The sequence below is a fragment of the Methylobacter tundripaludum genome, assembly GCF_002934365.1.
GTDB lineage: Bacteria > Pseudomonadota > Gammaproteobacteria > Methylococcales > Methylomonadaceae > Methylobacter_A > Methylobacter_A tundripaludum_A.
The window spans coordinates 428390-450240 of the sequence record NZ_PTIY01000001.1; the positions used below are offsets into that span (position 1 = coordinate 428390).

Annotated in this window: 17 protein-coding genes; 8 read left to right on the forward strand and 9 right to left on the reverse strand. The window is 51.8% G+C overall.

All coding sequences use genetic code 11. The features are described from left to right. Position 1: 1 nt before the first annotated feature. Both B0F88_RS01990 and B0F88_RS01995 read right to left on the reverse strand, forming a co-directional pair. Positions 2-3160 (reverse strand): efflux RND transporter permease subunit, encoded by a 3159-nt coding sequence (locus tag B0F88_RS01990; protein ID WP_104422249.1) that lies wholly within the window; start codon positions 3158-3160, stop codon positions 2-4. Between the two features lie 19 nt (positions 3161-3179). Beyond that, positions 3180-4289 (reverse strand): efflux RND transporter periplasmic adaptor subunit, encoded by a 1110-nt coding sequence (locus B0F88_RS01995; protein WP_104422250.1) that lies wholly within the window; start codon positions 4287-4289, stop codon positions 3180-3182. A gap of 218 nt (positions 4290-4507) precedes the next feature. Here B0F88_RS01995 and B0F88_RS02000 point away from each other — a divergent pair, with 218 nt between their 5' ends. The 7 genes from B0F88_RS02000 to B0F88_RS02030 all read left to right on the forward strand — a co-directional run bounded on the left by B0F88_RS02000 (position 4508) and on the right by B0F88_RS02030 (position 13720). Continuing rightward, a complete protein-coding gene (locus tag B0F88_RS02000) occupies positions 4508-5983 on the forward strand; it encodes an ATP-binding protein (RefSeq protein WP_258076527.1) in 1476 nt (491 codons plus the stop codon). Beyond that, a complete protein-coding gene (locus B0F88_RS02005) occupies positions 5980-7326 on the forward strand; it encodes a sigma-54-dependent transcriptional regulator (RefSeq protein ID WP_104422252.1) in 1347 nt (448 codons plus the stop codon). Before B0F88_RS02000 ends, B0F88_RS02005 begins: the two co-directional genes overlap by 4 nt. 170 nt (positions 7327-7496) lie before the next feature. Next, positions 7497-7889 carry a hypothetical protein gene (locus tag B0F88_RS02010; protein ID WP_104422253.1) on the forward strand — a complete coding sequence of 131 codons (393 nt, stop codon included), beginning with the start codon at positions 7497-7499 and terminating at the stop codon, positions 7887-7889. A 155-nt stretch (positions 7890-8044) separates the two neighbouring features. Further along, positions 8045-9253: a TolC family protein gene (locus B0F88_RS02015; RefSeq protein ID WP_258076528.1), complete on the forward strand. Its 1209-nt coding sequence runs from the start codon at positions 8045-8047 to the stop codon at positions 9251-9253. After that, positions 9250-10356 (forward strand): efflux RND transporter periplasmic adaptor subunit, encoded by a 1107-nt coding sequence (locus B0F88_RS02020; protein WP_104422255.1) that lies wholly within the window; start codon positions 9250-9252, stop codon positions 10354-10356. The genes B0F88_RS02015 and B0F88_RS02020 overlap by 4 nt, the downstream gene beginning before the upstream one ends. Further along, positions 10356-13418, forward strand: coding sequence for an efflux RND transporter permease subunit (locus B0F88_RS02025; protein ID WP_104422256.1), 3063 nt, complete (start codon positions 10356-10358; stop codon positions 13416-13418). Before B0F88_RS02020 ends, B0F88_RS02025 begins: the two co-directional genes overlap by 1 nt. Further along, complete coding sequence (locus B0F88_RS02030; RefSeq protein WP_104422257.1) at positions 13415-13720, forward strand: DUF3240 family protein; 306 nt, start codon at positions 13415-13417, stop codon at positions 13718-13720. Before B0F88_RS02025 ends, B0F88_RS02030 begins: the two co-directional genes overlap by 4 nt. A gap of 99 nt (positions 13721-13819) precedes the next feature. Here the strand turns inward: B0F88_RS02030 and gmk are convergent, their stop codons facing one another. The 7 genes from gmk to B0F88_RS02065 form a co-directional block, all read right to left on the reverse strand. After that, entirely contained in the window at positions 13820-14434 is a 615-nt protein-coding gene (gmk, locus tag B0F88_RS02035) for a guanylate kinase (RefSeq protein WP_104422258.1), read from the reverse strand. A gap of 187 nt (positions 14435-14621) precedes the next feature. Then, positions 14622-15305 (reverse strand): 6-phosphogluconolactonase, encoded by a 684-nt coding sequence (pgl, locus tag B0F88_RS02040; protein ID WP_104422259.1) that lies wholly within the window; start codon positions 15303-15305, stop codon positions 14622-14624. After that, positions 15306-16793 carry a glucose-6-phosphate dehydrogenase gene (gene zwf / locus B0F88_RS02045; RefSeq protein WP_104422260.1) on the reverse strand — a complete coding sequence of 496 codons (1488 nt, stop codon included), beginning with the start codon at positions 16791-16793 and terminating at the stop codon, positions 15306-15308. Positions 16794-17259: 466 nt separating this feature from the next. Continuing rightward, on the reverse strand, positions 17260-18318 hold the full coding sequence (locus tag B0F88_RS02050) for a phosphotransferase enzyme family protein (protein ID WP_104422299.1): 1059 nt from the start codon (positions 18316-18318) through the stop codon (positions 17260-17262). Positions 18319-18360: 42 nt separating this feature from the next. Continuing rightward, positions 18361-18972 (reverse strand): RdgB/HAM1 family non-canonical purine NTP pyrophosphatase, encoded by a 612-nt coding sequence (rdgB, locus tag B0F88_RS02055; RefSeq protein ID WP_104422261.1) that lies wholly within the window; start codon positions 18970-18972, stop codon positions 18361-18363. Continuing rightward, entirely contained in the window at positions 18969-19691 is a 723-nt protein-coding gene (gene rph, locus B0F88_RS02060) for a ribonuclease PH (protein ID WP_104422262.1), read from the reverse strand. The genes rdgB and rph overlap by 4 nt, the downstream gene beginning before the upstream one ends. A 202-nt stretch (positions 19692-19893) precedes the next feature. After that, on the reverse strand, positions 19894-20793 hold the full coding sequence (locus B0F88_RS02065) for a serine/threonine protein kinase (protein WP_104422263.1): 900 nt from the start codon (positions 20791-20793) through the stop codon (positions 19894-19896). Positions 20794-20837: 44 nt separating this feature from the next. On the opposite strand from B0F88_RS02065, the gene B0F88_RS02070 reads away from it, so the two are divergent. Next, positions 20838-21704 carry a YicC/YloC family endoribonuclease gene (locus B0F88_RS02070; RefSeq protein ID WP_104422264.1) on the forward strand — a complete coding sequence of 289 codons (867 nt, stop codon included), beginning with the start codon at positions 20838-20840 and terminating at the stop codon, positions 21702-21704. Positions 21705-21851: the final 147 nt, after the last annotated feature.

Genomic DNA, 21851 nt, shown 5'->3' on the forward strand with positions numbered 1-21851 from the left:
ATTAGATAGTTTCAGTAAAGGCGGCTTCTTCTTTTCTTCCGCCGCGATGATGCTTATCTGCAATGCTTGCAAACACCACATAAAGCCCAGGGATGACAATAACGCCGAAAACTGTCCCAAAAATCATCCCCCCTGCGGCTGCCGAACCGATGGTGTTATTACCTATCTCTCCAGCCCCCGAGGCAAACATTAACGGAATAAGACCGGCAACAAAGGCAAATGAGGTCATCAAAATGGGCCGTAACCGCAACACGGCTCCTTCAATTGCCGCTTCGAGCGGCGTTTTCCCCTCCCTGTGTTTCAAGGTGGCGAATTCAATGATCAGGATGGCGTTTTTGCCGAGAATGCCAATCAGCATAATCATGGCTATCTGGGCATAGATGTTGTTTTCCAAACCCATCAGCATCAGGAAACACAAAGCCCCGAAGACGCCAATCGGCAAGGAAAGAATTACCGCAAAAGGCAATAAAAAGCTCTCATATTGCGCAGCGAGTAACAAATAGACGAATACCAGGCAAATCATAAAAATATAAATGGCCTGATCGCCCGCGTTGGCTTGGTCTCGTGACGACCCGGCCCAATCGTAGCCGAAACCTTTCGGTAATTTAGTTGCCGCCACTTCCTTGATTGCCGCAATGGCCTGCCCGCTGCTGTATCCTGAAGCAGGCTGTCCGTTGATCATGGCCGAGGTGTACATGTTGTAGCGTGTCACCTGCTCAGGGCCGTAGACTTTTTCTATGCGCAGAAAAGACGAAAAAGCCACCATTTCCCCGGATTCATTTTTGATGTACAACTTCATCAGGTCGTCAGGTTGCGCCCGGTATTCGGGCAGCGCCTGCACCATGACTTTATACAACTGACCGAAGCGGATAAAGTTGGTCGCATATTCGCTGCCTATCAGTGTTTGCAGGGTGCTCATGGCATTCTCGGCAGTGACGCCTTTTTGCGCGGCTTTATCGCCGTCAATATGCAGCAGGAATTGCGGAAAACTCGCGTTGAAGGTGGTAAACGCATTGGCTATTTCAGGCCGCTTGTTCAGCTCTACTACAAAGGCATCGGCCACTTTCTGCAATTGCGCCAGATCGCCCCCACCGGTTTTGTCCAGCAAGCGCATTTCAAAGCCGCTTGAATTACCGTAACCCGGCACCGGCGGAGGGGTGAAAAATTCAACGCCGGCATCTTTGATATGCCGGGTTTTTTCTTCAAGCTCGCGGATAATTTCCTTGTCGGAGGCGATTCTTTTATCCCAGTTTTTTAAGCTGATCAGATTCATGCCATAAACCGCGCCCGTGCCTTCAGAGAGCAGACTGAACCCCGCCAGACTGGAAACCGAAGTCACGCCGTCCAAGCCCGATGCAATACGTTGCACTTCACTTGACACTTGCTCAGTACGCTCAAGGGTTGCGCCTGACGGTGTGGTGATATTGGCGTATATAGTCCCTTGGTCTTCCTCGGGAATAAAACCCGAAGGAACCTTAGTCCCGATCAAACCTGCGCCCACGGAAAACGCCAGTAATATGCCAAAGGTTATGACTCTCCTGTTAGCTATCGCGCCGATCAGTTTTTTGTAATTGTCGGACAGTTTGTTGTACCGGTTATTAAATCCCGCAAAGAAAAGCTGAAGTCCCGATTTGTTTTGCTGCTCATCATGATGACTGTTTTTAAGAAATAAGGCGCAAAGCGCTGGGGTCAACGTCAGCGCCGTGATGCCTGAAAGCACAATGGAACAGGCCATGGTCAGGGAAAACTGCCGGTAAAAAACCCCCTCGGGGCCTTCCATAAAGGCTACGGGCAGAAAGACCGCCGCCATCACCAGGGTGATCGCAATAATCGCCCCGCTGATTTCGCGCATGGCGTGCTCCGTGGCGCGTTTCGGCCCCATGTGCGAATGCTCCATCTTGGCATGCACGGCTTCAATGACCACAATGGCGTTGTCCACGACGATGCCAATGGCCAGCACCAGCGCAAACAGCGTAATCAGGTTGAGGGAAAAACCCATTAGCTGCATGAAAAAAAACGTGCCGACCAGCGATACCGGCACGGCAATAATGGGTATGATGGTGGAGCGAACATCCTGCAAAAATACAAACACCACCAAGGCAACCAACAGGAAGGCTTCTACTAACGTTTTGATAACTTCATGAATAGACGCGTCCAAGAATTCGGAAACATCGTAACTCAGGGTATAGTCCATACCCGGAGGAAAGGAAGTTGCTTTGATCGCCGCCATGGTTGTTTTGATGTTGTCAATGACCTCCTTGGCATTGCTGCCCGGACGCTGCTTTAATAAAATGGCGGCGGAGGGCTGGCCGTTTTCTTTGGAAAGCACATTATAATCCTGAGAATCGAGTTCGACTTCGGCGACATCCTTCAGCCGCAAAATTTCGCCACTCTTTTTACTGCTTAAGACAATGTTTTCATAGGCTTTCTTGGTGTTATGTTTGCCTGTGTACTTTAAAACATATTGAAGCGCCTGCGCCTTCTTACCCGAGCTTTCACCGATTTTACCCGGCGCGGCTTCTACATTTTGCGCTTTCAGTTTTTCAATGACTTCAGCAGCCGAGATGTTGTACATCAACAGTTTATCGGGCTTCAACCACACGCGCATGGCGTATTCCCTGGACCCCAATATTTCGGCAAAACCAACCCCGTCTATTCTTTTGAGTTCTTTTAAAACATTGATGTCGGTAAAATTGTAAAGAAATTTTTCATCTAAGGTTGGATCAGAGCTGAGGATGTTGATATATAAAAGCATGGCGTTTTGCACTTTCTCGACAATAACCCCTGCTTTAATCGCCTCTGCGGGCAACTCGTCCAATACCGAAGACACCCTGTTCTGCACGTTGACAGCGGCGACTTCCGGGTCGGTTCCCGCCTTAAAAATAATCTGAATTTCGCCGCTACCGTCATTGCCGGAAACAGACGACATATAGGCCATACCGGGTACGCCGTTTATAGCTCTTTCAAGCGGTGTTATTACAGCTTTGACAACAACTTCCGCATTGGCGCCGGTAAATTTTGTCGTGACATTGACTTCGGGCGGCGCAATATCGGGAAACTGGGTGACAGGAAGCCGGGTTAAAGACAACAGGCCCATCAAGGTGATGATGACCGATATGACGATGGAAAGTACCGGACGATGAATAAATTTAGCAGTCATGATGATTCTTATCGCCCCGTTAATCTTTACTGCTTAAAGACATAGCTGTCGCCAGATCGACAGGAAGCGGTTGAATTTTATTTCCATCCTTTGCATTCTCAGCGCCCTCGAACAATATCTTGTCGTCTTTGGACAAACCGGATTCCACCGCATAAAAATCCGGAAAACGCATTTTGGGGATGATATTCCTTTGCTTAAGCACGCCGTCCTGATTGACCACGAAAACATAAATCTTGTCTTGAATTTCAAAAGTTGACTTTTGAGGAATTAGCAAAGCGTTTTTAAGCTGCTTGTTGACAACGACCTTGCCGTTTGAGCCGTGTTTTAAAATGGCGTCGGGATTTGGGAACCTTGCCCTGAAAGCAATATTGCCCGTTGATTGATCGAATTCACTTTCAATCATTTCTATTTTGCCTTCGTAGCCGTAAAGTGCGTTATTGGCGAGCTTTAAACTGACTGTTTTTGTTTTCTTTTCGACGCTGGAAATGTAGTTTAGGTAATCGATTTCCGAGAGGTTGAAATAAGCGAAGATCTCCCGGTTGTCGGAAATAGAGGTCAACATATCGCCTTCCGCTATCAAACTGCCGACTTTGTTCGGGATACGGTTGATAATGCCGTTGTAGGGGGCTTTTATCTGTGCAAACGACAGATATAAAGCGGCCTGCTCCTTGTGCGCCTTAGCCTCTTCCACACTGGCTGTTAAGGCATCCGCTTTTGCTTTTATGACATCAAGCTCCGATTTGGACACGATGTTTTTTTCTACCAGCAACTTCACGTTTGCTAATTCGACTTCGGCGGCCTTCAAATCGGCAACAGCATTTTTATAAGCCGCATTCGCTTTTTGCAGTTCTTTTTCAAACTCCAAAAAGTTAAGCGTGAATAGCAATTGCCCTTCCGTTACCGACTGCCCTTCGTCCACATAAATATTTTCAATATAGCCTTTAACTTTGCTCCTCACCTCTACATACTTTACCGACTGAATTTCGGCGACATATTCGCTGCTGTAAGAGGTATCTTTTACTATGGGGTTTATCACCTCATGGCTGTCGGCTTTTTCAGTTTCTTTTTTTGAACTGCACGATGCTGCAATTAAGCACAATGCGAGGAACAGTATTCGGCTATTTTTCATTTTGAGTAATTATGCTTATTAAATTTTGGACCCTTGGCTGAGTTGTTGACAGCATCGCAAGTTGACGGATCTTTTAAACCCTTAATACAAAGCAATAAATAAGCCACAACTTAATAAAGAAAAATACTTTATTTATCTTATACTTATCTCGCCGCCAGGGCTCGGCGTTTTTGCAGAAATGTTGCTTTTTGCAACATACGGGCGCAGAATGCGCCACTATGTCGATTATCTATAAATTAACGCTATCCCTGTTCGCCTTATCTTTGCTGGTTTTCGGCATCTATGGAACGTATCAACTTCGAACCGAAGCGCAAGATTTGCGGGACGATGTTGAACAAGAAACACGTTTACTTACTTACAGTTTGCTGATTTCGGTCGGGAACGCCTTACGGGATAGGCAAACGGAAGACGTGCAAGAGCTTTTGCAGCAAATAGAACGCCTCAAGCCTTCTATCGACGTTCGTATCTACATTCAAAATCGCACCGTGATCCGTTCGGGCGCGGAAAGCTTGGCATGGCCGGAAGAGGTCGAACAAACCTTACAGCAAACCGCCCTTGACGGCGAAATGAAACAATATTATTTCCCCGACGATGAGCCCGACTTTCTGATACTGTCACTGCCTTTTAATAAGACATCGACGTCTTTGCAGGGCAATTTGGCCGTAGTGCGGTCATTGCAAAAAATGAAAGAGGATTTAAGTAAAACCAAGACTTATATTCTTTGGTCTTTTTTTTCTTTCGTTTTATTTACCTCCTTGCTGTGTTTCTTTTTAGGCCATGTTTATATTTCCCGCCCGCTGCAAAAACTCCGTCAAGCTATGCAGGCTTTCAGGAACAGCACGGAACCGCCGGAACCGTTACCGGTAAAAGGCAAGGATGAACTTTCTTCGGTAACGCAAGAATTTAACCGGATGACCGCCGAGCTGTTTTCGGCTTACCGCCGGCTGGATGCCGAAATGCAACAAGGACGGCAACTGCAACGGGCGCTACAGGAGGCGGACAAGCTGATCACCATCGGGCAATTATCGGCAGGGCTGGCCCATGAAATCGGTTCGCCGCTGCAAATTGTCAACGGCCGTGCCAGAGCGTTGGCCAATTGCGCCGAGCATCCCGACGACGTGCGCCGTCTGGCCGAAATTCTGGTTGTCCAGACCGACCGCATCACCCGCATCGTGCAACGCCTTCTGGAATTTGCGCGCCGCAGCCCGCCCGAGCGGGTGCATTGCGATGTCGCCGTAGCCATTGCCGAAGTGTTGGATATGCTGCGTTACGAAGTGCGCCGCCGCGGTATTGAGCTTAGCTTTACTCACCCGGAACAACTCCCGTTCATGCTAACCAATAGGGACGGCGTTCAGCAGATCGTGTTGAACCTGATTGGTAACGCATTGGCTTCCATTCCCGACGCGGGAACGATAACCGTTGACCTGAGCGAAGCCCCGCTAACCCGCGCCATAGAAACCGTTCCGGCATTGCGCTTAAGCGTGACCGACAGCGGCAAAGGTATTGCGCCGGAACATGTATCGCAGCTTTTTGAACCGTTCTTTACCACCCGTGGCGGTCAGGGCGGCACCGGTTTGGGGCTCGCGGTGGTGAAAGCAATCATCACCGAATTACGCGGCACTGTCGTTGTCGAGTCCCAGCCGGACAAGGGCAGTTGTTTTATCGTCCATCTTCCACTGAAGGAGACTATATGAGTTCAGACCAACCCCGCGTACTGGTGATAGACGACGATCCCGGGATTGTCGATTATCTGCTGGACATGTTGCGGCAAGCGGACTATTCGGTCGCAGGCTACACCGACACCACTGACGCTCTGAATGCTATCGCCGCCGAACCGTTTGACCTGGTGATTTCCGACGTGGAAATGCCCGGAATGCGGGGCTTGGACTTAATAGCGGCTATTCACCGGCTGCGCCCGGAACAATTGGTGCTGCTCATAACCGCTTTCGGCAGTATCGAGCTTGCCATGCAAAGCGTGCGTGCCGGGGCTTGCGAGTTTCTGACCAAACCTTTTCGCATAGAAGAGCTTTACGCCGCCATAGAACGCGCCCTGCTGGATCGGCAGATGCGCCGCACGGCCGTCAGAATCGGCTCCGCGAACGCCAATAACGATGAAAATGCTTTTATCGCTTACAGTCCGCGCATGCGGCAAATGTTGGCCTTGGCAAAACGCGCGGCGGCAGTGGACTCGACAATACTTTTAACCGGTGAAAGCGGTACCGGCAAAAGCGCGGTGGCTCGCTGGATCCACGAGTTGAGTCCGCGCCGGCAAGGCCCGTTCGTGTCGGTCAATTGCGCCGCGCTTCCGCAAACCCTGGTCGAAAGCGAATTGTTCGGAGCCCGAAAAGGCGCTTACACCGACTCCCATCAGAACCGCCACGGCTTGTTCGTGCAGGCCGACTCCGGGACGCTGTTTCTTGATGAAATTGCAGAACTGCCTTTGGAAATACAACCCAAACTGCTGCAGGCGCTGGAATCGGGCAAAATCCGCGCGCTTGGCGATACTCAGGAAACCGCTGTCAATATACGTCTGATTGCCGCCACCCATCAGCCATTGGAGCAGCGAATCAACGAACGCCAGTTCCGCGCCGATCTTTATCACCGCCTGAACGTTATCAATCTGGAAATACCGCCTTTGCGGGAGCGGAAGGAAGATATGGACGAGCTGGTGAATGTGTTGAGCCGGCAAATCAGCCTGCGTCTCGGTAAAATGATGCCGGTTAATATTTCGGCGGAGGTTTTACGATGGATTCGCGCCTACCATTGGCCGGGTAATGTACGCGAGCTTTCCAATATGCTGGAGAGGGCTATCGCGCTAACGGAGCATGACACCCTGTTGCTGGAAGATTTGGCGCAAGCCTCGCGGTTACCGAAAAGCGAAGATTTTTTGCAAAATGCGATGACCAAGGGTTGGACGCTGGAAAATCTGGAGCTTGCCTACATTCGCCATGTATTGGATGCGACCGGAGGCAGCAAAATTCAAGCGGCGCGGATTCTCGGTATGGATCGAAGTACCTTATATCGCAAGTTGGGGTAAATTCCGATGCTGCTCACCGACTAAACTGACAGCACGCCACGAATCAATCCCGGTTCGATCAAAAAACGCCCCCCGCAGGGAACGCTACGAAACAGGATAAGTAAAGACAAGCCCTGTTAATAGTAAACAACCAGTTGTTAATTGCTTTTTTATAGCATAGCATTGTCCGCATGTTTATAGCACTCCGCAAATCCACCGTTATCCTGCTGGCGATACTGCAACTGATTGCACCGCTGGTGCATGCGCATGCCGGAGACAAAGTTTCAGACCTGGGCCTGCATGTTCCCGGTCTCGAAATATATGGCGTTGAACATGCTGAACAGATGTTCCAGACTGTCAATTATGATTCCCATTCCGAAGGCATCCTGGTCGGCGTCGATGCCGGAATGAAGGACAAACAAGTTATTGTAGACCTCGATAACAACCATTATCTGCATCAACAGACCCCGGCATTTAATGCCGCCCTATCTCCTTTCGATACTAATTTTTCCCCGCAATCGCGGCAGTTCGTCTGCCGGTTGTTTATTCCCTCGCTATCCCCGCGCGCGCCTCCTGCCCAATAATCTCCGTTTTTTTGTAAAAATGTTGCGCCGCAACGTCTTTACAGCCCAGTTTTTATTAAAACGATATAACGCGGCCAACGCCGCATTGAGATTAACTTATGTTTTTTTTGAACCTTGTTAAAAAGCGATTCCTGTTTGGAAATGTCGTTTTTTTAATGACGATAACGCTCAGCTTTGCCGATTCGGCGTCCATTGTCGAGCATCACGATCCGATTGAAAGCGACCCGGCGTTGAGTTTATCCAAAGTCGTTGATTTAACGTTGGAGAAATACCCGGATGTCACCTGGCTTAAATCGCTGGAAGAAGAAGCCTCGGCGATAGCGCAGCGCGGCGACAGCTGGACAGCCGGCTCATCGCAAGCCTTGCTTAGTTTCCAGGAAGCAACCAGCGGCACCTTGCATTATATTGACGGCGTGGTGCAGGTGCCGCTATGGAATCTGGGCCAGCGCGATGCCGAACAACGATTGGCGCAGCTGTCTGAAAGCAACGCAAGCTCGCAAGCGACAGCGGTTAAATTACGCGTGGCGGGACTGGTCAGGAATGCTTTATGGAATATAGCGCTGGCGGATCTTAGCTATGCACAGGCGAAAATAGAACTGGCCGTTACCGATCAGCTGCTGGCTAAAGTACAGCGGCGCGTCGAACTGGGCGACTTGTCCAGAGCCGATTTATTGCTGGCCGAATCGGAATCGCTGCAAAAACGCTCGGTGGTGACGCAGGCTGAAGCGGAATTAATGCACGCCCGAAAACGATATAGCACTGTCACGCAAATGGTCAAAATCCCGAGCGATTTTCAGGAAAAACTGGTCGCCTTAACCGAGATACAACAAAATCATCCGGCATTAGTCGCGATCAATAGCCTGATCGAACGCAAGCAGGCGGAACTGAATACGGTTAAGCTGGTCGGTTCCGGTCAGACCAATGTCGCCGTTGGCGTCAACAGCGATCAGTTCACAGGCGATGAGCGCAGTAATCGTACAGCCAGTTTCAATATCGGCGTTACGGTTCCCTTCGGCGGCAGCGCGCATCTGGCGCCGCGGGTTGCGGCGGTTAATGTCGAATTGAACAAGCTGTTTGCGGAGCGCGAACAACTGCATCGCGATTTGGAACAAACGCACCACGAGGCCGAACACAATCTGGAAGTCAACCGGGCTGAACTCATTATCGCCACTAAACTGCAACAGGTTGCCGAAGAGCATCTAAAAATGAACCAGTCGAGCTTTTCGGCAGGTGAGATCAACCTGATGGATTTGTTAAGAATCCAGTCCAGAACCCAACAAGCGGTGTTAAACGCCAAACAACGGGCGATCACGCTACAGCGCGATATAGCGCTTTATAATCAAGCCGTAGGAGTGCTGCCATGAGCCTGTTTTTTGTTCGCCCCGCAATGGTGCTGTTATTGACTCTGGCCGGTTTCGGCAGCCATGCGGCTGAAAATATCATTCAAATCTCAAAGGAGAATCTTGATAACCTCGGTATAAAGCTGGGTAAACTCGAACCCGTTACCCAATTTCCGGTGTTATCCGCCCCGGCTAAGGTGATGGTTCCACCGACACAGGAATATATTGTCAGCGCATCGCAAGCAGGCCTGATCGATAAAATGAATGTGGCGGTGGGCGATAAAGTCGAAAAAGGACAGGTTTTAGTCGAACTCAACAGCCCCGAACTGCTGACGCTGCAACGGGAGTACCTGAAAGCGGACAGTGTGCGGCGCATACACCTGGTTAATTATAATCGGGACAAAAAACTGCTCGAAGAAGGCGTGATCCCGGAACGGCGCTGGCTGGAGACCAGCAGCGAGTATCATTCCGTTGTTTCCGAAGCCGACGAGCAGAGGCAATTACTGGAAATTGCCGGGATGACAGCCGCCGAGATCGATCATCTCGTCAAAACGCGCCGCTTAGCCGGGCGCCTCCGTGCGCGTTCGCCCATTACCGGCATAGTGCTGGAGCGTTTAGCCGTTGCCGGAACGCGCATCGATATACTGGCGCCGTTATACCGCATCGCCAACCTGGATGAGCTTTGGCTGGAAATCGCCATTCCGCAGGAACGCATAGGCGGCATTAAAATCGGCGACCGGGTCATGGTTGAAAATTCGGAAGTCAGCGCAAAAATCACCCTGCTCGGGCAAAGCGTCAACCCGGAAAACCAGACCATACTGGCTAGAGCGGTAGTAACGAAAGACACCGCATCTTTGCGTGCAGGACAACGGCTCAATACCCGGATTATTCAGCCCAGCGACAAGGCGACGTTTAAAATCCCCAATACAGCTATCGCCCAAAACGAAGGCGAAGCCTTTATTTTTATCCGCACCCGGCAGGGATTTTTGGTAACCCCGGTTACCGTAGCCGGTAAACAGGGCGATGAGTCGATTATCAGCGGCAAACTCACCGGCAATGAAGAGATAGCGGTTCAAGGCGCGGTTGCGCTGAAAGCCAACTGGCTGGGCCTGGGGAGCGATGAGTGATGGCTAGCCTGATTCGCTTTGCGCTGGGCCAGCGCCTGATGATGATGTTATTGGTCGTGCTGCTGGCGGGCGGCGGCTATTACGCGTTTAGAAACATCCCGATTGACGCTTTTCCTGAAGTATCGCCGACCCAGGTCAAGATCATCGTTAAAGCGCCCGGCATGACCCCGGAAGAGGTTGAAGCCAGGATCACCGCGCCGATCGAGGTCGAGCTGCTGGGCATTCCGCATCAAACCATGCTGCGCTCCATCGCCAAATACGCGCTGACCGACATTACCGTCGATTTTAAGGAAGGCACGGATATTTACTGGGCGCGCCAGCAGATTGCCGAACGCTTGAACACGATGTGGGGGAGTCTGCCCGCGGGCATTGAAGGCGGCATTGCGCCGATGACCACGCCGTTGGGCGAAATGTTCATGTTTAACATCGAGGGCGGCGGCTTGAGCTTGATGGAACGCCGCAGCCTGCTGGACTGGGTGATACGGCCCGCACTGCGCACAGTACCCGGCGTTGCCGATGTCAATTCGCTGGGCGGCTTGGTCAGGAGTTTTGAGGTCATACCCGATAATGTCCGCATGTCGGCCAGAGGCATCAGCACTGACCAGCTGACGGCCGCCTTGCAAAACAATAACCGCAATGACGGCGCAGGCCGAATAACCGACGGCGAAGAAGCCTTGATCGTCCGCGCCGAAGGCCGCATCAAAACCCTGGACGATGTCAGCGTGATCGTGGTCGACAGCAAAAACGGCATCCCTATTACCGTCGGCGATGTCGCACAAATCAAAATCGGCGCGTTGACCCGCTACGGCGCGGTCAGCAAAAACGGCGAAGGCGAAGCCGTTACCGGACTGGTGCTGAGTTTGCGCGGCGCTAACGCCAGGCAAACCATCGCCGGGATAGAGGCAAAACTGGCCGAAATCAGCCCCGGTTTTCCTAAAGGCGTTGAAGCCAAGGTTTTTTATAATCGCGGCAACTTGGTGGACCACGCGGTAAACACGGTTTTACACGCGCTGCTGGAAGCCATAGCGCTGGTCATCATCCTGCTGATTTTATTTCTGGGTAATTTGCGCGCCGCATTGGTGGTCGCGCTGGCCTTGCCGCTGGCCGCACTGTTCACCTTTATTTTGATGAACTACATGGGCATGTCGGCCAACCTGATGAGCTTGGGCGGCCTTGCGATAGCCATCGGCATGCTGGTCGATGCCGCCGTGGTGGTGGTTGAAAACCTGATCACGCATATGGCTCACACGGAAACAGCCCGACGTTTGCCCCGGTTGCACGTTATTTACCGGGCGACCCGCGAAGTTGCGGCCCCCGTGGTGTCCGGCATCTTGATCATTATCATCGTGTTTTTGCCGTTGCTGACCTTGCAGGGGCTGGAAGGCAAATTATTCACCCCGGTGGCCTTGACCATCGTGTTTGCGCTCAGCGGTTCGCTGGTGTTGTCGCTGACGGTGATTCCGGTGATCGCCTCCTATTTGCTCAAGGAGGTGTCGCACGAAGAACCCTGGCTGCCCAGACAATTGCAAAAACTGTATCAGCCCGCCTTGGCCTGGTGCCTTGAAAACAGCAAAAAAGTGTTTATCGCGACAGGTTCGCTGTTGGCCTTGACGGTGCTGGTGTTCACCCAAATCGGCAGCACGTTTATGCCGACCATGGACGAAGGCGACATCATCGTGCAGCTGGAAAAACTGCCGTCGATTACGCTGGATCAATCCGTGGCGCTGGATATACAGGTGCAAAAAAACCTGCGTAAAAACATCCCGGAAATCGTCGATATCGTCGCCCGCGTCGGCTCCGACGAGTTGGGGCTTGACCCGATGAGCCTGAACGATACCGATACCTTTTTAATATTGAAGCCTAAAGACCAGTGGCGTATGGACAGCAAGGAACAATTGCTGGATGAGATTCGAAAGGTCATGGCGCAAACGCCGGGTATCGCCTTTCAGTTTACCCAGCCGATCGAAATGCGGGTCTCGGAAATGCTGACCGGAACGCGCGGCGATGTGGCGGTTAAATTATTCGGCGCCGACCTGGCCGTACTCAATGAAAAAGCCCAGCAAATAGCCGATGTATTGAGAAACATAACCGGTTCCAGCGACGTATTCGCCAGGCAAAACGCCGGGATGCAGTTTTTGCAACTGACCATCGATAAATATGCCGCAGGGCGCTTGGGCCTGGACAGCGACAGCATTGAAACGTTGCTGCGGGCGCAGATAGAAGGTTTGAAGTTGGGAATAGTCCAGGAAGGCATCAAGCGCACACCTTTGATTTTGCGCGGCGACAGCAATACCGCCAATTTCGACAACCTGCAAATCGCGTTGCCGGATGGCGGGCAGGCGCCGGTCACCGCGGTCGCCAAAATTGAGAAAGTGGAAGGCGTGGTGTCGGTGGGCAGGGAACGGGGCCAACGCTTTGTGGTCATTACCAGCAATGTAAAGGACCGGGACTTGGTAGGCTTTGTCGATGAAGCCCGCAAAACGGTTGCTGAAAAAATCGACTTGCCGACCGGCTACACGGTTGAGTTCGGCGGCCAGTTCGAGAACCAGCAACGCGCTGCGGCGACGCTGTCGGTGGTCATTCCGGTTTCGTTAGGTCTGATTTTTTTATTATTGTTTACGACGTTCGGCTCGGTCCGGCAAGCCGTATTGGTGCTATCCAACATCCCGTTGGCGCTGGTTGGCGGCGTGTTCGCCTTATGGCTGTCCGGCGAGTATTTATCGGTACCGGCATCGGTCGGCTTTATCGCGCTGTTGGGTATTGCGGTGTTGAACGGCGTGGTCATGGTCAGTTATTTTAACCAGCTGCTCGCCGCCGGCATGGATTTGGCCAAAGTGGTTCAGCTTGGCTCGTCCCGGCGTTTGCGTCCGGTGCTGATGACCGCCAGCATCGCGGCGTTCGGCCTGATTCCGTTGCTGTTTGCAACGGGGCCGGGGTCTGAAATTCAACGGCCGTTGGCTATCGTGGTGGTCGGCGGCTTGGTGTCATCGACCTTTTTGACCTTATTTTTGCTGCCGATTTTGTTTAAATTATTTGGACTGCCGCCGGAGGTTAAGGAATGAATAGCAAGGAATATTTAGTCACGCTCGGAGTGCCGCCGAGCCTTGAAGAAGCGGTTGTCGATTGCCTGTTGACGCTGGAATCGGAACACGGTTTTTGCAGTTTTCCGGTCAATTCCCATGACCATAAACATGAAGGCTTGTCGCTGGCTGAGCAGGTCAGCGGGCGGCAGAAAAAGATCCGCTTTCAGATGTACGTGCCGGAGGATGAATTAGTCCAATTACTGGATCGGCTGAGAGTGGAGTTTTCCGGTTCGGGGATCAGGTATTGGGTGCTGCCGGTGGTTGAGAACGGGGTTATTTAAATATTTTTCACCACGAAGGCACGAAGAACACGAAGTTTTTTTACTTTGGCTTTTTCTTCGTGTCCTTCGTGCCTTCGTGGTGCTCTTTATTATCGTTCTCTACGAAAGCAGCGAAGCCAACAAAGGCCGCAGATTATGCTGCTGGCGCTGCCGGGTCAACCGGTTGGCGATAATGATGCTTTTTAATTCAGTCAGCGCCAGCGCAAAGTCATCATTGACCACCAAATAATCGAACTCGTCATGGTGGCGGATTTCGGTCACCGCATCGCGCATCCGGCGGGCGATGATCTGTTCGTCATCCTGTCCCCGGTTTCTGAGCCGCTGCAACAGCACTTCGGTCGATGGCGGCAGGATAAAAATCGAGAGACTGTCGGGCAGCAGTTTTTTGATTTGCTCCGCGCCCTGCCAGTCGATTTCGAGAATCACATCCAGCCCCCGATTCAGGTTTTCTTCGACCGTCTGCTGCGCCGTGCCGTAAAAATTATCAAACACCTGCGCATGTTCAAGAAACGCCTGTTGTGCCTGCATGGCTTGAAAGTCCGCGACAGTGACGAAGTAATAATCCTGGCCGTGCGCTTCGCCGGGCCGCATCTGGCGGGTGGTATGGGAGATCGATACGGTCAGGCCGTCCAGATCGGCAACCAGTTGTTTAACCAGGCTGGTCTTACCGGCGCCGGACGGGGCGGAAATAATATACAGTTTGCCGATATTCATAAATCTAAGGTGAAAAGTTCGAGGCCGAAGCTGAATTTTTGTACGGACATATTGAATTAAAGAGCTCACATGATACAGGATCGAGCCGCTTGGACAAAGCGGTAGGAAGCTCCCCCCGCTATGCCAGACCTTCCAGGTTTTAAAAACCTGGAAGGTCTTACTCGCAATTTTGATCGATAGTTATGAACTACGGCTTAAACGCATCGCTATCAATGTAAACATCAATTGGATTTTCAGGAACAATGCTCGCAACCGGTAAATCCGATCCTGAACGCCACAGCTTGACGGCTTCCTGTTTATTCGCGCCGGTGATCAAAAAGATCAGTTCCCGCGTGTTGCTTAATGCCTTGGCGCTGATCGAAACGCGCTCCGGCGGCGGCTTGGGCGAATTGTAAACGGCGTGCACCAGTTCATCCTGCTGATGTTGATGGCCGGGAAACAGGCTGGCAGTATGGCCGTCCTCGCCCATGCCCAGCAATACCATATCGAAGGTTCCGGCCTTGCTGACGGCGAGTTTATAGCGGTCGGCCGCAACTTCCGGCCCCAGTTCGGCGGGCATGGTAAATATCTGATTGGCCGGGATAGCCACTTTGTCCAATAACACCCGGTTTGCCATCAGGCTGTTTCTGTCCTGGTGATCGGCAGGCAAGCAGCGCTCATCGCCGTAATAAATATGCCAGTTCACCCAATCGGCATCGGACTCGGCAAGCAGGCGGTAGACTTTTTCCGGGGTGCCGCCTCCGGCTAAAACCAGCTTGAATTTGCCGCGTTCTGCTATAGCCGATGTTGCGGCGTTAAGAATTTGTTGGCAGGCGGCTTGTGCCACATCATCTCCAGTTTCCAGATAATGCCAGCGGCTGTTTGTTTGCATTCAATTACACTCCGGGGTTAATGAGCTGCGCCAGGATTGGCTTTCTTTGTCGAATAAACGGCGGCTGTCTTCCGGCCCCCAGGAACCGGCCGGATAGGTGACGATATAGTCACGCTCTATCGCCCAGGTTTGCAGGATAGGATCGACAATGCGCCATGCATATTCTACTTCATCAAAGCGCAGAAATAACGAGCGGTCGCCTTTTAATACGTCCAGCAACAAGTCTTCGTAAGCATCGATGGCTTTTTCATTCTCCTGGCGGAAGCTCGCGTCCAGGCTGCTGGAGCGGGTGCGCATCTCCAGGCCCGGCTCTTTTACGGTCATTTCAATACGGATGAACTCTTCCGGCTGTATCCCTAACAGCACCCAGTTGGGGTTCATGCACTGCACCTCGGTGCCGCGGAAAAACTGCAACGGCGGATGGCGAAAACAAATCGAGATGGTCGATTGCGCCTTGGCCATGCGCTTGCCGGTGCGCAGGTAAAAAGGCACGCCGCGCCAGCGCCAGTTGTCGATATACAGCTTCATTGCGGCATAGGTTTCGGTGATGCTGTTAGGCGGTATGCCGTCTTCCTGCAAATAGCCGTTGACCCGTTCGCCGCCGACGCTGCCTTTGCCGTATTGGGCGCGGAAGGCATGGCCGTGTACCGCTTCTCTGGGAATGGGGCGGATGGATTTCAATACTTTGACTTTTTCGTCGCGCAGGGATTCGGCTTCCATCGAAACCGGCGGCTCCATCGCGACCAGCGTCAACAGTTGCAGCAGATGGCTTTGCAGCATGTCGCGCATGGCGCCGGCGTTGTCATAGTAATCGGCGCGGCTGCCGATGCCGATGTCTTCGGAATGGGTGATCTGGATATGGTCGATATAGTTGCGGTTCCATAACGGCTCCAGCATCACATTGGCGAAACGGAACACCAGCACGTTTTGCACCATGCCTTTGCCCAGATAATGATCGATGCGGTAAATCTGCTCTTCCGATAAATAGCGGCTGATGCGTTTTTGCAGAGCCTTGGCGCTGTCCAAATCGTAGCCGAACGGTTTTTCGATAATCACCCGCCGCCAGCCGTATTGTTCATCAAACAGGCCGGTATCGCTCAACAGCTTCATGACCGTGCCGAAGTCCGAAGGGCTTATCGAAAGATAGAACGCGATGTTTTTAGGGAACCGGTTTGTCAGGTCCAGCGTGTCGGCCAGTTCGCTATAACACTGCGACTGTTTTATATCGCCTTGATGATAATGCAGCCGGGCGCTAAAACGCTGGAACACGGTTTCATCAAAATTGTCCGAGACTTTGGCCTCGATCATTTGCCTGACTTCCGCCAGCCATTTTTGCTGATCCCAGGGCCTGCGGCCTATGGCCAGGATACGTGTGCCTTCGGGCAGGCGGTTCGCGGCGTCAAGATGATACAAAGACGGCATCAACTTAATCCGGGACAGGTTTCCGGTGGCTCCAAAAATAACGTAGGTACAGGGTTCGGCTTTCATTGATTTTGTTTGCTGGATGAGTGTTCCGGTATTTAACCGCAAGGGTATGAAGAATGGAACATAAAACTTCTGATAGGGGTGTGCGCGCAGGTATTGAGTTAGCTCTCGTTATCACACAGCGCGTCACTGCCATTAAGTTAAGGATTTTTCCGTTCGCCCTGAGCCTGTCGAAAGGAATGTGCATAAAATAACTCGAGCAAGTTTTATTTTTAAACCATGAAGAACATGAAAGGTATAAGGATTGACGTCTTCATGTCCTTCATGCTCTTCATGGTAATTGCGTAAATTAATTTATGTCTGTTCCTAAGCGGCCTGATGTAATAGCACAGAAGGGAATAAAAATAAACTTATATTGGCGGCTAGCCTGAAGTTAAACCGCTTGCCCTAAAAAGCAGTCGCGTTTGATCCTGCCGGCGACAGCCTGCATAGGTATTTTCAGTCTGGAACAGGCGATGAATAGGAGGTTTTACTTGCTAATAACGTTGTTTTGTAACTGCAAGATCAGGGCTTTGATTGCCGCTTCCTGCGACATGACGCTTGCGCATAAGTGGAATTGATCAAGCGCACGGCGCAAGTTCTGCTCGGGATCGGCCGCCTTAAAATACCGGTTGCCTTCCAGATAATCGGTATAAAACCGGATGCCTAATTCAAAAGGGATCAAGCGGATAGCGGGATATAAATAGTGATAATCGTGTTCGGTAAAAAACGCACCGGCCTCGTTCAGATAGCTTTTCAACAGGGCGGCGCAAAGATTCAGGTCAAACCCGACCGGCGCGGCGGTATAGCAGCAAGAGCGCAGGCAATCGCCAATATCGTAATGCACCAGTCCCGGTTTGACGGTATCCAGGTCGATCAAGCTGACGATTTTTTTAGTGTGTTTATCGAACAACACGTTGTTTAATTTGGGATCGCCGTGAATCACACGCAAAGACAGCAAACCCTGCTGCTTTGCATTTTCCAGATCATCGACGATATGCCGGAATTCGCCGATAAATTCAGCGCAATCACGGCTTTCTTTACAACTTGCGGCCCCGGCCTGCTGTAAGACCTGATGGTAACGCACTACATAGCCCGGCGTTATATGAAAGCCGGGCAGGGTGTCATGCAACAGCAAAGGATCAAGGTCGCTGGTTAAGCGATGAAAATGCCCCAGCGCAAAACCGGCCTGCTCCGCGTCGCCGAGACTGCCGACAGCCTCGATACTTTCGGTATTGGCGATAAAGCTTAGCGCCCGCCAGCAATCGCCGTTTTGATCCCGATACAGCGGCTCGTTATCGGCGGTGTTTAAAACTTCCGGGATTTGCAGCTTGGCGCCGGCTTTTTGCACGATATGCCGATGAAGCGTGGTCAGGTTCGCCATAATCAGTTCGGGCGCAGGAAAAACCTGGGTATTGATGCGTTGCAGGACAAAGCGGGAGGATTGCGTTACGACCAAATAGGTGTCATTGATCAGCCCGTTGCCGAGCGGTGTTATTTCTGTAACGGCATCGGCGAACCGGGTGGCGATAGGGAGTAGTCTGTTCATCAACATATTATCGAGGCTATGCGAGGCGGCCGCCTCAACACATCAGGCGGCTTCCCTTTCCTTGATCAATGCCGTTAAACGTTTTAGCGCCTGTCCTCTGTGACTGAGCGCATTTTTAACGGCCGCCGGCAATTGCGCCGATGCGCACTGCTGTTCCGGCACCCAGAATACCGGATCGTAGCCGAAACCGTTTTCGCCGACGGCGTGATCCAGAATCCTGCCTTCCCAAACGCCTTGGGCGATGACCGGGCAAGGATCATAGGCATGTTCCATAAACACCATCACGCAGATAAACCGCGCCGTGCGCAGTTCATCCGGGACGCCGTCAAGCTCCCGCAACAACTTATCCACATTGTCCCGGTCGCTGGCGCCGACACCGGCATATCTTGCCGAAATGACGCCGGGCGCGCCGTTCAAGGCGTCAACGACCAAGCCCGAATCGTCGGCAATTGCAGGTAATTGGCAATGCAACGCCGCATTCCTGGCTTTTAAAATGGCGTTTTCGACGAACGTAGCGCCGGTTTCTTCCACGTCGACAACATTAAATTCGGACTGCGGAACGATCGGATGCTCCGCCAGTATTGCCTGAATTTCCCTGATCTTGCCGGGATTGCCGCTGGCCAGGACGATTTTTTGTAAGGTCGAAAAGGTCATTTATGCTCTTCTATCGCTATCCGTTGTTTTTCCAGTAATTCCTTGATGCCTGAACCTGCCAGTTCCAGCATCGCGTCCAGTTCCTCTTTCCTGAACGCATGGCCCTCGGCCGTGCCCTGCACCTCGATAAACGCCGCGGCATCGTTCATGACCACATTCATATCGGTTTCTGCATTGCTGTCTTCGGCATAATCCAGATCCAGCACCGGCACGCCGTTAAAGATGCCTACAGAAACCGAAGCGACCTGCCCATGCAGCGGATTGGTCTTGATTTGTTTGCGTTTGAGCATTTTCTGCACCGCCAGCGACAGCGCGACAAATCCGCCGGTAATCGATGCTGTGCGGGTTCCGCCATCCGCCTGCAACACGTCGCAATCGATGGTGATGGTATGTTCTCCCAGCGCTTTCAAGTCAATCGCCGCCCGCAGCGAACGGCCAATCAGGCGTTGAATCTCCAGCGTCCTCCCGCCTTGTTTGCCGTGGCTGGCTTCCCGTCCCATCCGGGTATGGGTCGAGCGCGGCAGCATGCCGTATTCGGCGGTAATCCAGCCTTCGCCTTTGCCTTTAAGAAAGCGCGGGACGCTCCTGTCGACACTGGCGGTGCAAAGCACACGGGTATCGCCGAATTCAACCAGAACAGAGCCTTCCGCATGTTTGGTAAAACCGCAGGTGAATTTGATGTCTCTTAGTTGATCAGGGTTGCGTCCGCTAGGTCTCATGTATATTCCGGTAAAATGAAAACCGCACAGTATACCTGAACGGCGCGCTGTCCGGCGGTTCAATTTACTAACGGAAGTTACGCAATAACTAAGAAATTTTCACCACGAAGGCACGAAGGACACGAAGTTTTATATTTTTCTCCGTGTCCTTCGTGCCTTCGTGGTGAGTTTTTGTGGTTTGAGTAACATCAGTTACCAATAATCAACCGCCCGTTAGCGCCTGCCGCATTTCGGCAACCGATTGCGGACGATTTTCCGGTTGCAGCGCCATAGCCCAATCGACAGCTTTCAACAGGTGTTCAGGGAATTTCCGTTTAAACGCTTTCACCGCAGGCACCAGCGTATCCTGCAGCACCCTGTCCTGTGCGGAAACCGGGACTTTAAGCTCCAGACAAGTGCGCATACTCGCGCCCACCGCGTAAATATCCGTCCACGGGCCCAGCTCGGCGCTCAGGTCGTGCTGTTCTATCGGCGAGTAGCCTTTGGTTAAAACCTTGCTTTGTTTGTCCAGGTGCGATTTAGGAAAACTCTGAATCGCGCCGAAATCCAGCAATAACGCATCGTTGCCCGGACGCACCAGAATATTGGCGGGTTTAATGTCGAGATGAATAAACTGGCGGCTGTGAATATGACCGACTCCCGCCAACAACGAGTTGAACAAGGTCAGCAAAAAATCTTCGGAAACGGACAGCGACTTGTTTTTTAACAGCTTGTCTAGCGTAAGCCCGTAGTCATAAGTCATCACCATATAAACAGTGGAGTTGGCTTTAAAAAAACCGATCACTTCGACAATATTGGGATGTTTCAGCGCCGACAAAACTTTGGCTTCCTCGAAAAACAGCACCCGGCCGCGCTTGAATAAAGCCGCGGACTCTTCGCTGTTGGCGACGACCACATTGTTCCAGGTGCGGTGGGCGAATTTTCGCGGCAGATATTCCTTAATCGCAACCTGAACCTGATCCGCTATTTGCCGGGCCAGATAAACGGAACTGAAACCGCCGTGCGCCAACTCCCGCTCAATGACATACTGATCTATAATGGTGCCGGTTTGCAGGTAATTCCACTCTTTGGGATAGGTCTGCGGATCGTAATATTCAGCCATCGTGTTGTGTGTTTATACTTAAGCCCGTTGATTATAGGTGAAAAATGATTAGAAGCATGACCGCATTTGCCGGCAATGAAACAGAAATAGGCGACTTAACCATAAGCTGTGAATTGCGCTCAGTCAATCACCGTTACTGCGACATCAGCTTAAAACTGCCGGATCGCCTGCGTTTTGTCGAAGCCGACCTGCGTTCAGCCATTGCCGCCAAGATCAACCGGGGCAAAGTTGAATGCTCATTGAGCTACAAAAAACAGGCTAAAAGCGGACAAAACTTCATCATCAATGCCGATGCCGTCACCACGCTGCTTGCCGCAGCCTCCGCCATAGAACAGCAAATGCCCGCTCCCTTGTCTTTTTCAGCGCTGGATGTACTGGCATTCCCCGGCATCCAGCAGGAACCGGATATTGATAAAGAGCAACTCAGCCAGGGCATCGCCGCCCTGGTCGATCAAACGCTGGCGCAACTGCTGGAAGCGCGGGAAAGAGAAGGCGCCCAACTTAAACTCCTGATTGAAGAGCGTTGCGCAAAGATGCTGAGTTTCGTCGTATCAGCGGGCAAACGCATGCCGGAAGTGCTGCTGCTGATTCGCAACAAGCTGAAAGACCGGATTACCGAACTGGTCGCGCAACCCGACTTCGACCGCTTGGAACAGGAACTGGTTCTGTTGACGCAAAAACTGGACATCGCCGAAGAGCTCGACAGACTGGAAACCCATATCACGGAAGTATTGCGGGTACTCCAGCAAAAAGACCCGGTCGGCAGACGGCTGGATTTTTTAATGCAGGAGCTGAACCGCGAAGCCAATACCTTGGGTTCTAAATCGGCCGACAAGGAAATGACCAAAATAGCGATAGAGCTTAAAGTGCTGATCGAGCAAATGCGTGAACAGGTGCAGAATATTGAGTGATGGATTGCTTTGTCTTAATTCGTGTGGCGGATTCAACTCCGAAGTGCAATCTTAGTAATCATGCGGCATCCCTCTCTTGTTCAGGAAAAAAGACCTCATGAGGTGTTTTAAAATTGAGTGTTTTTCGAGGGCGATGGTTGAGCTTAT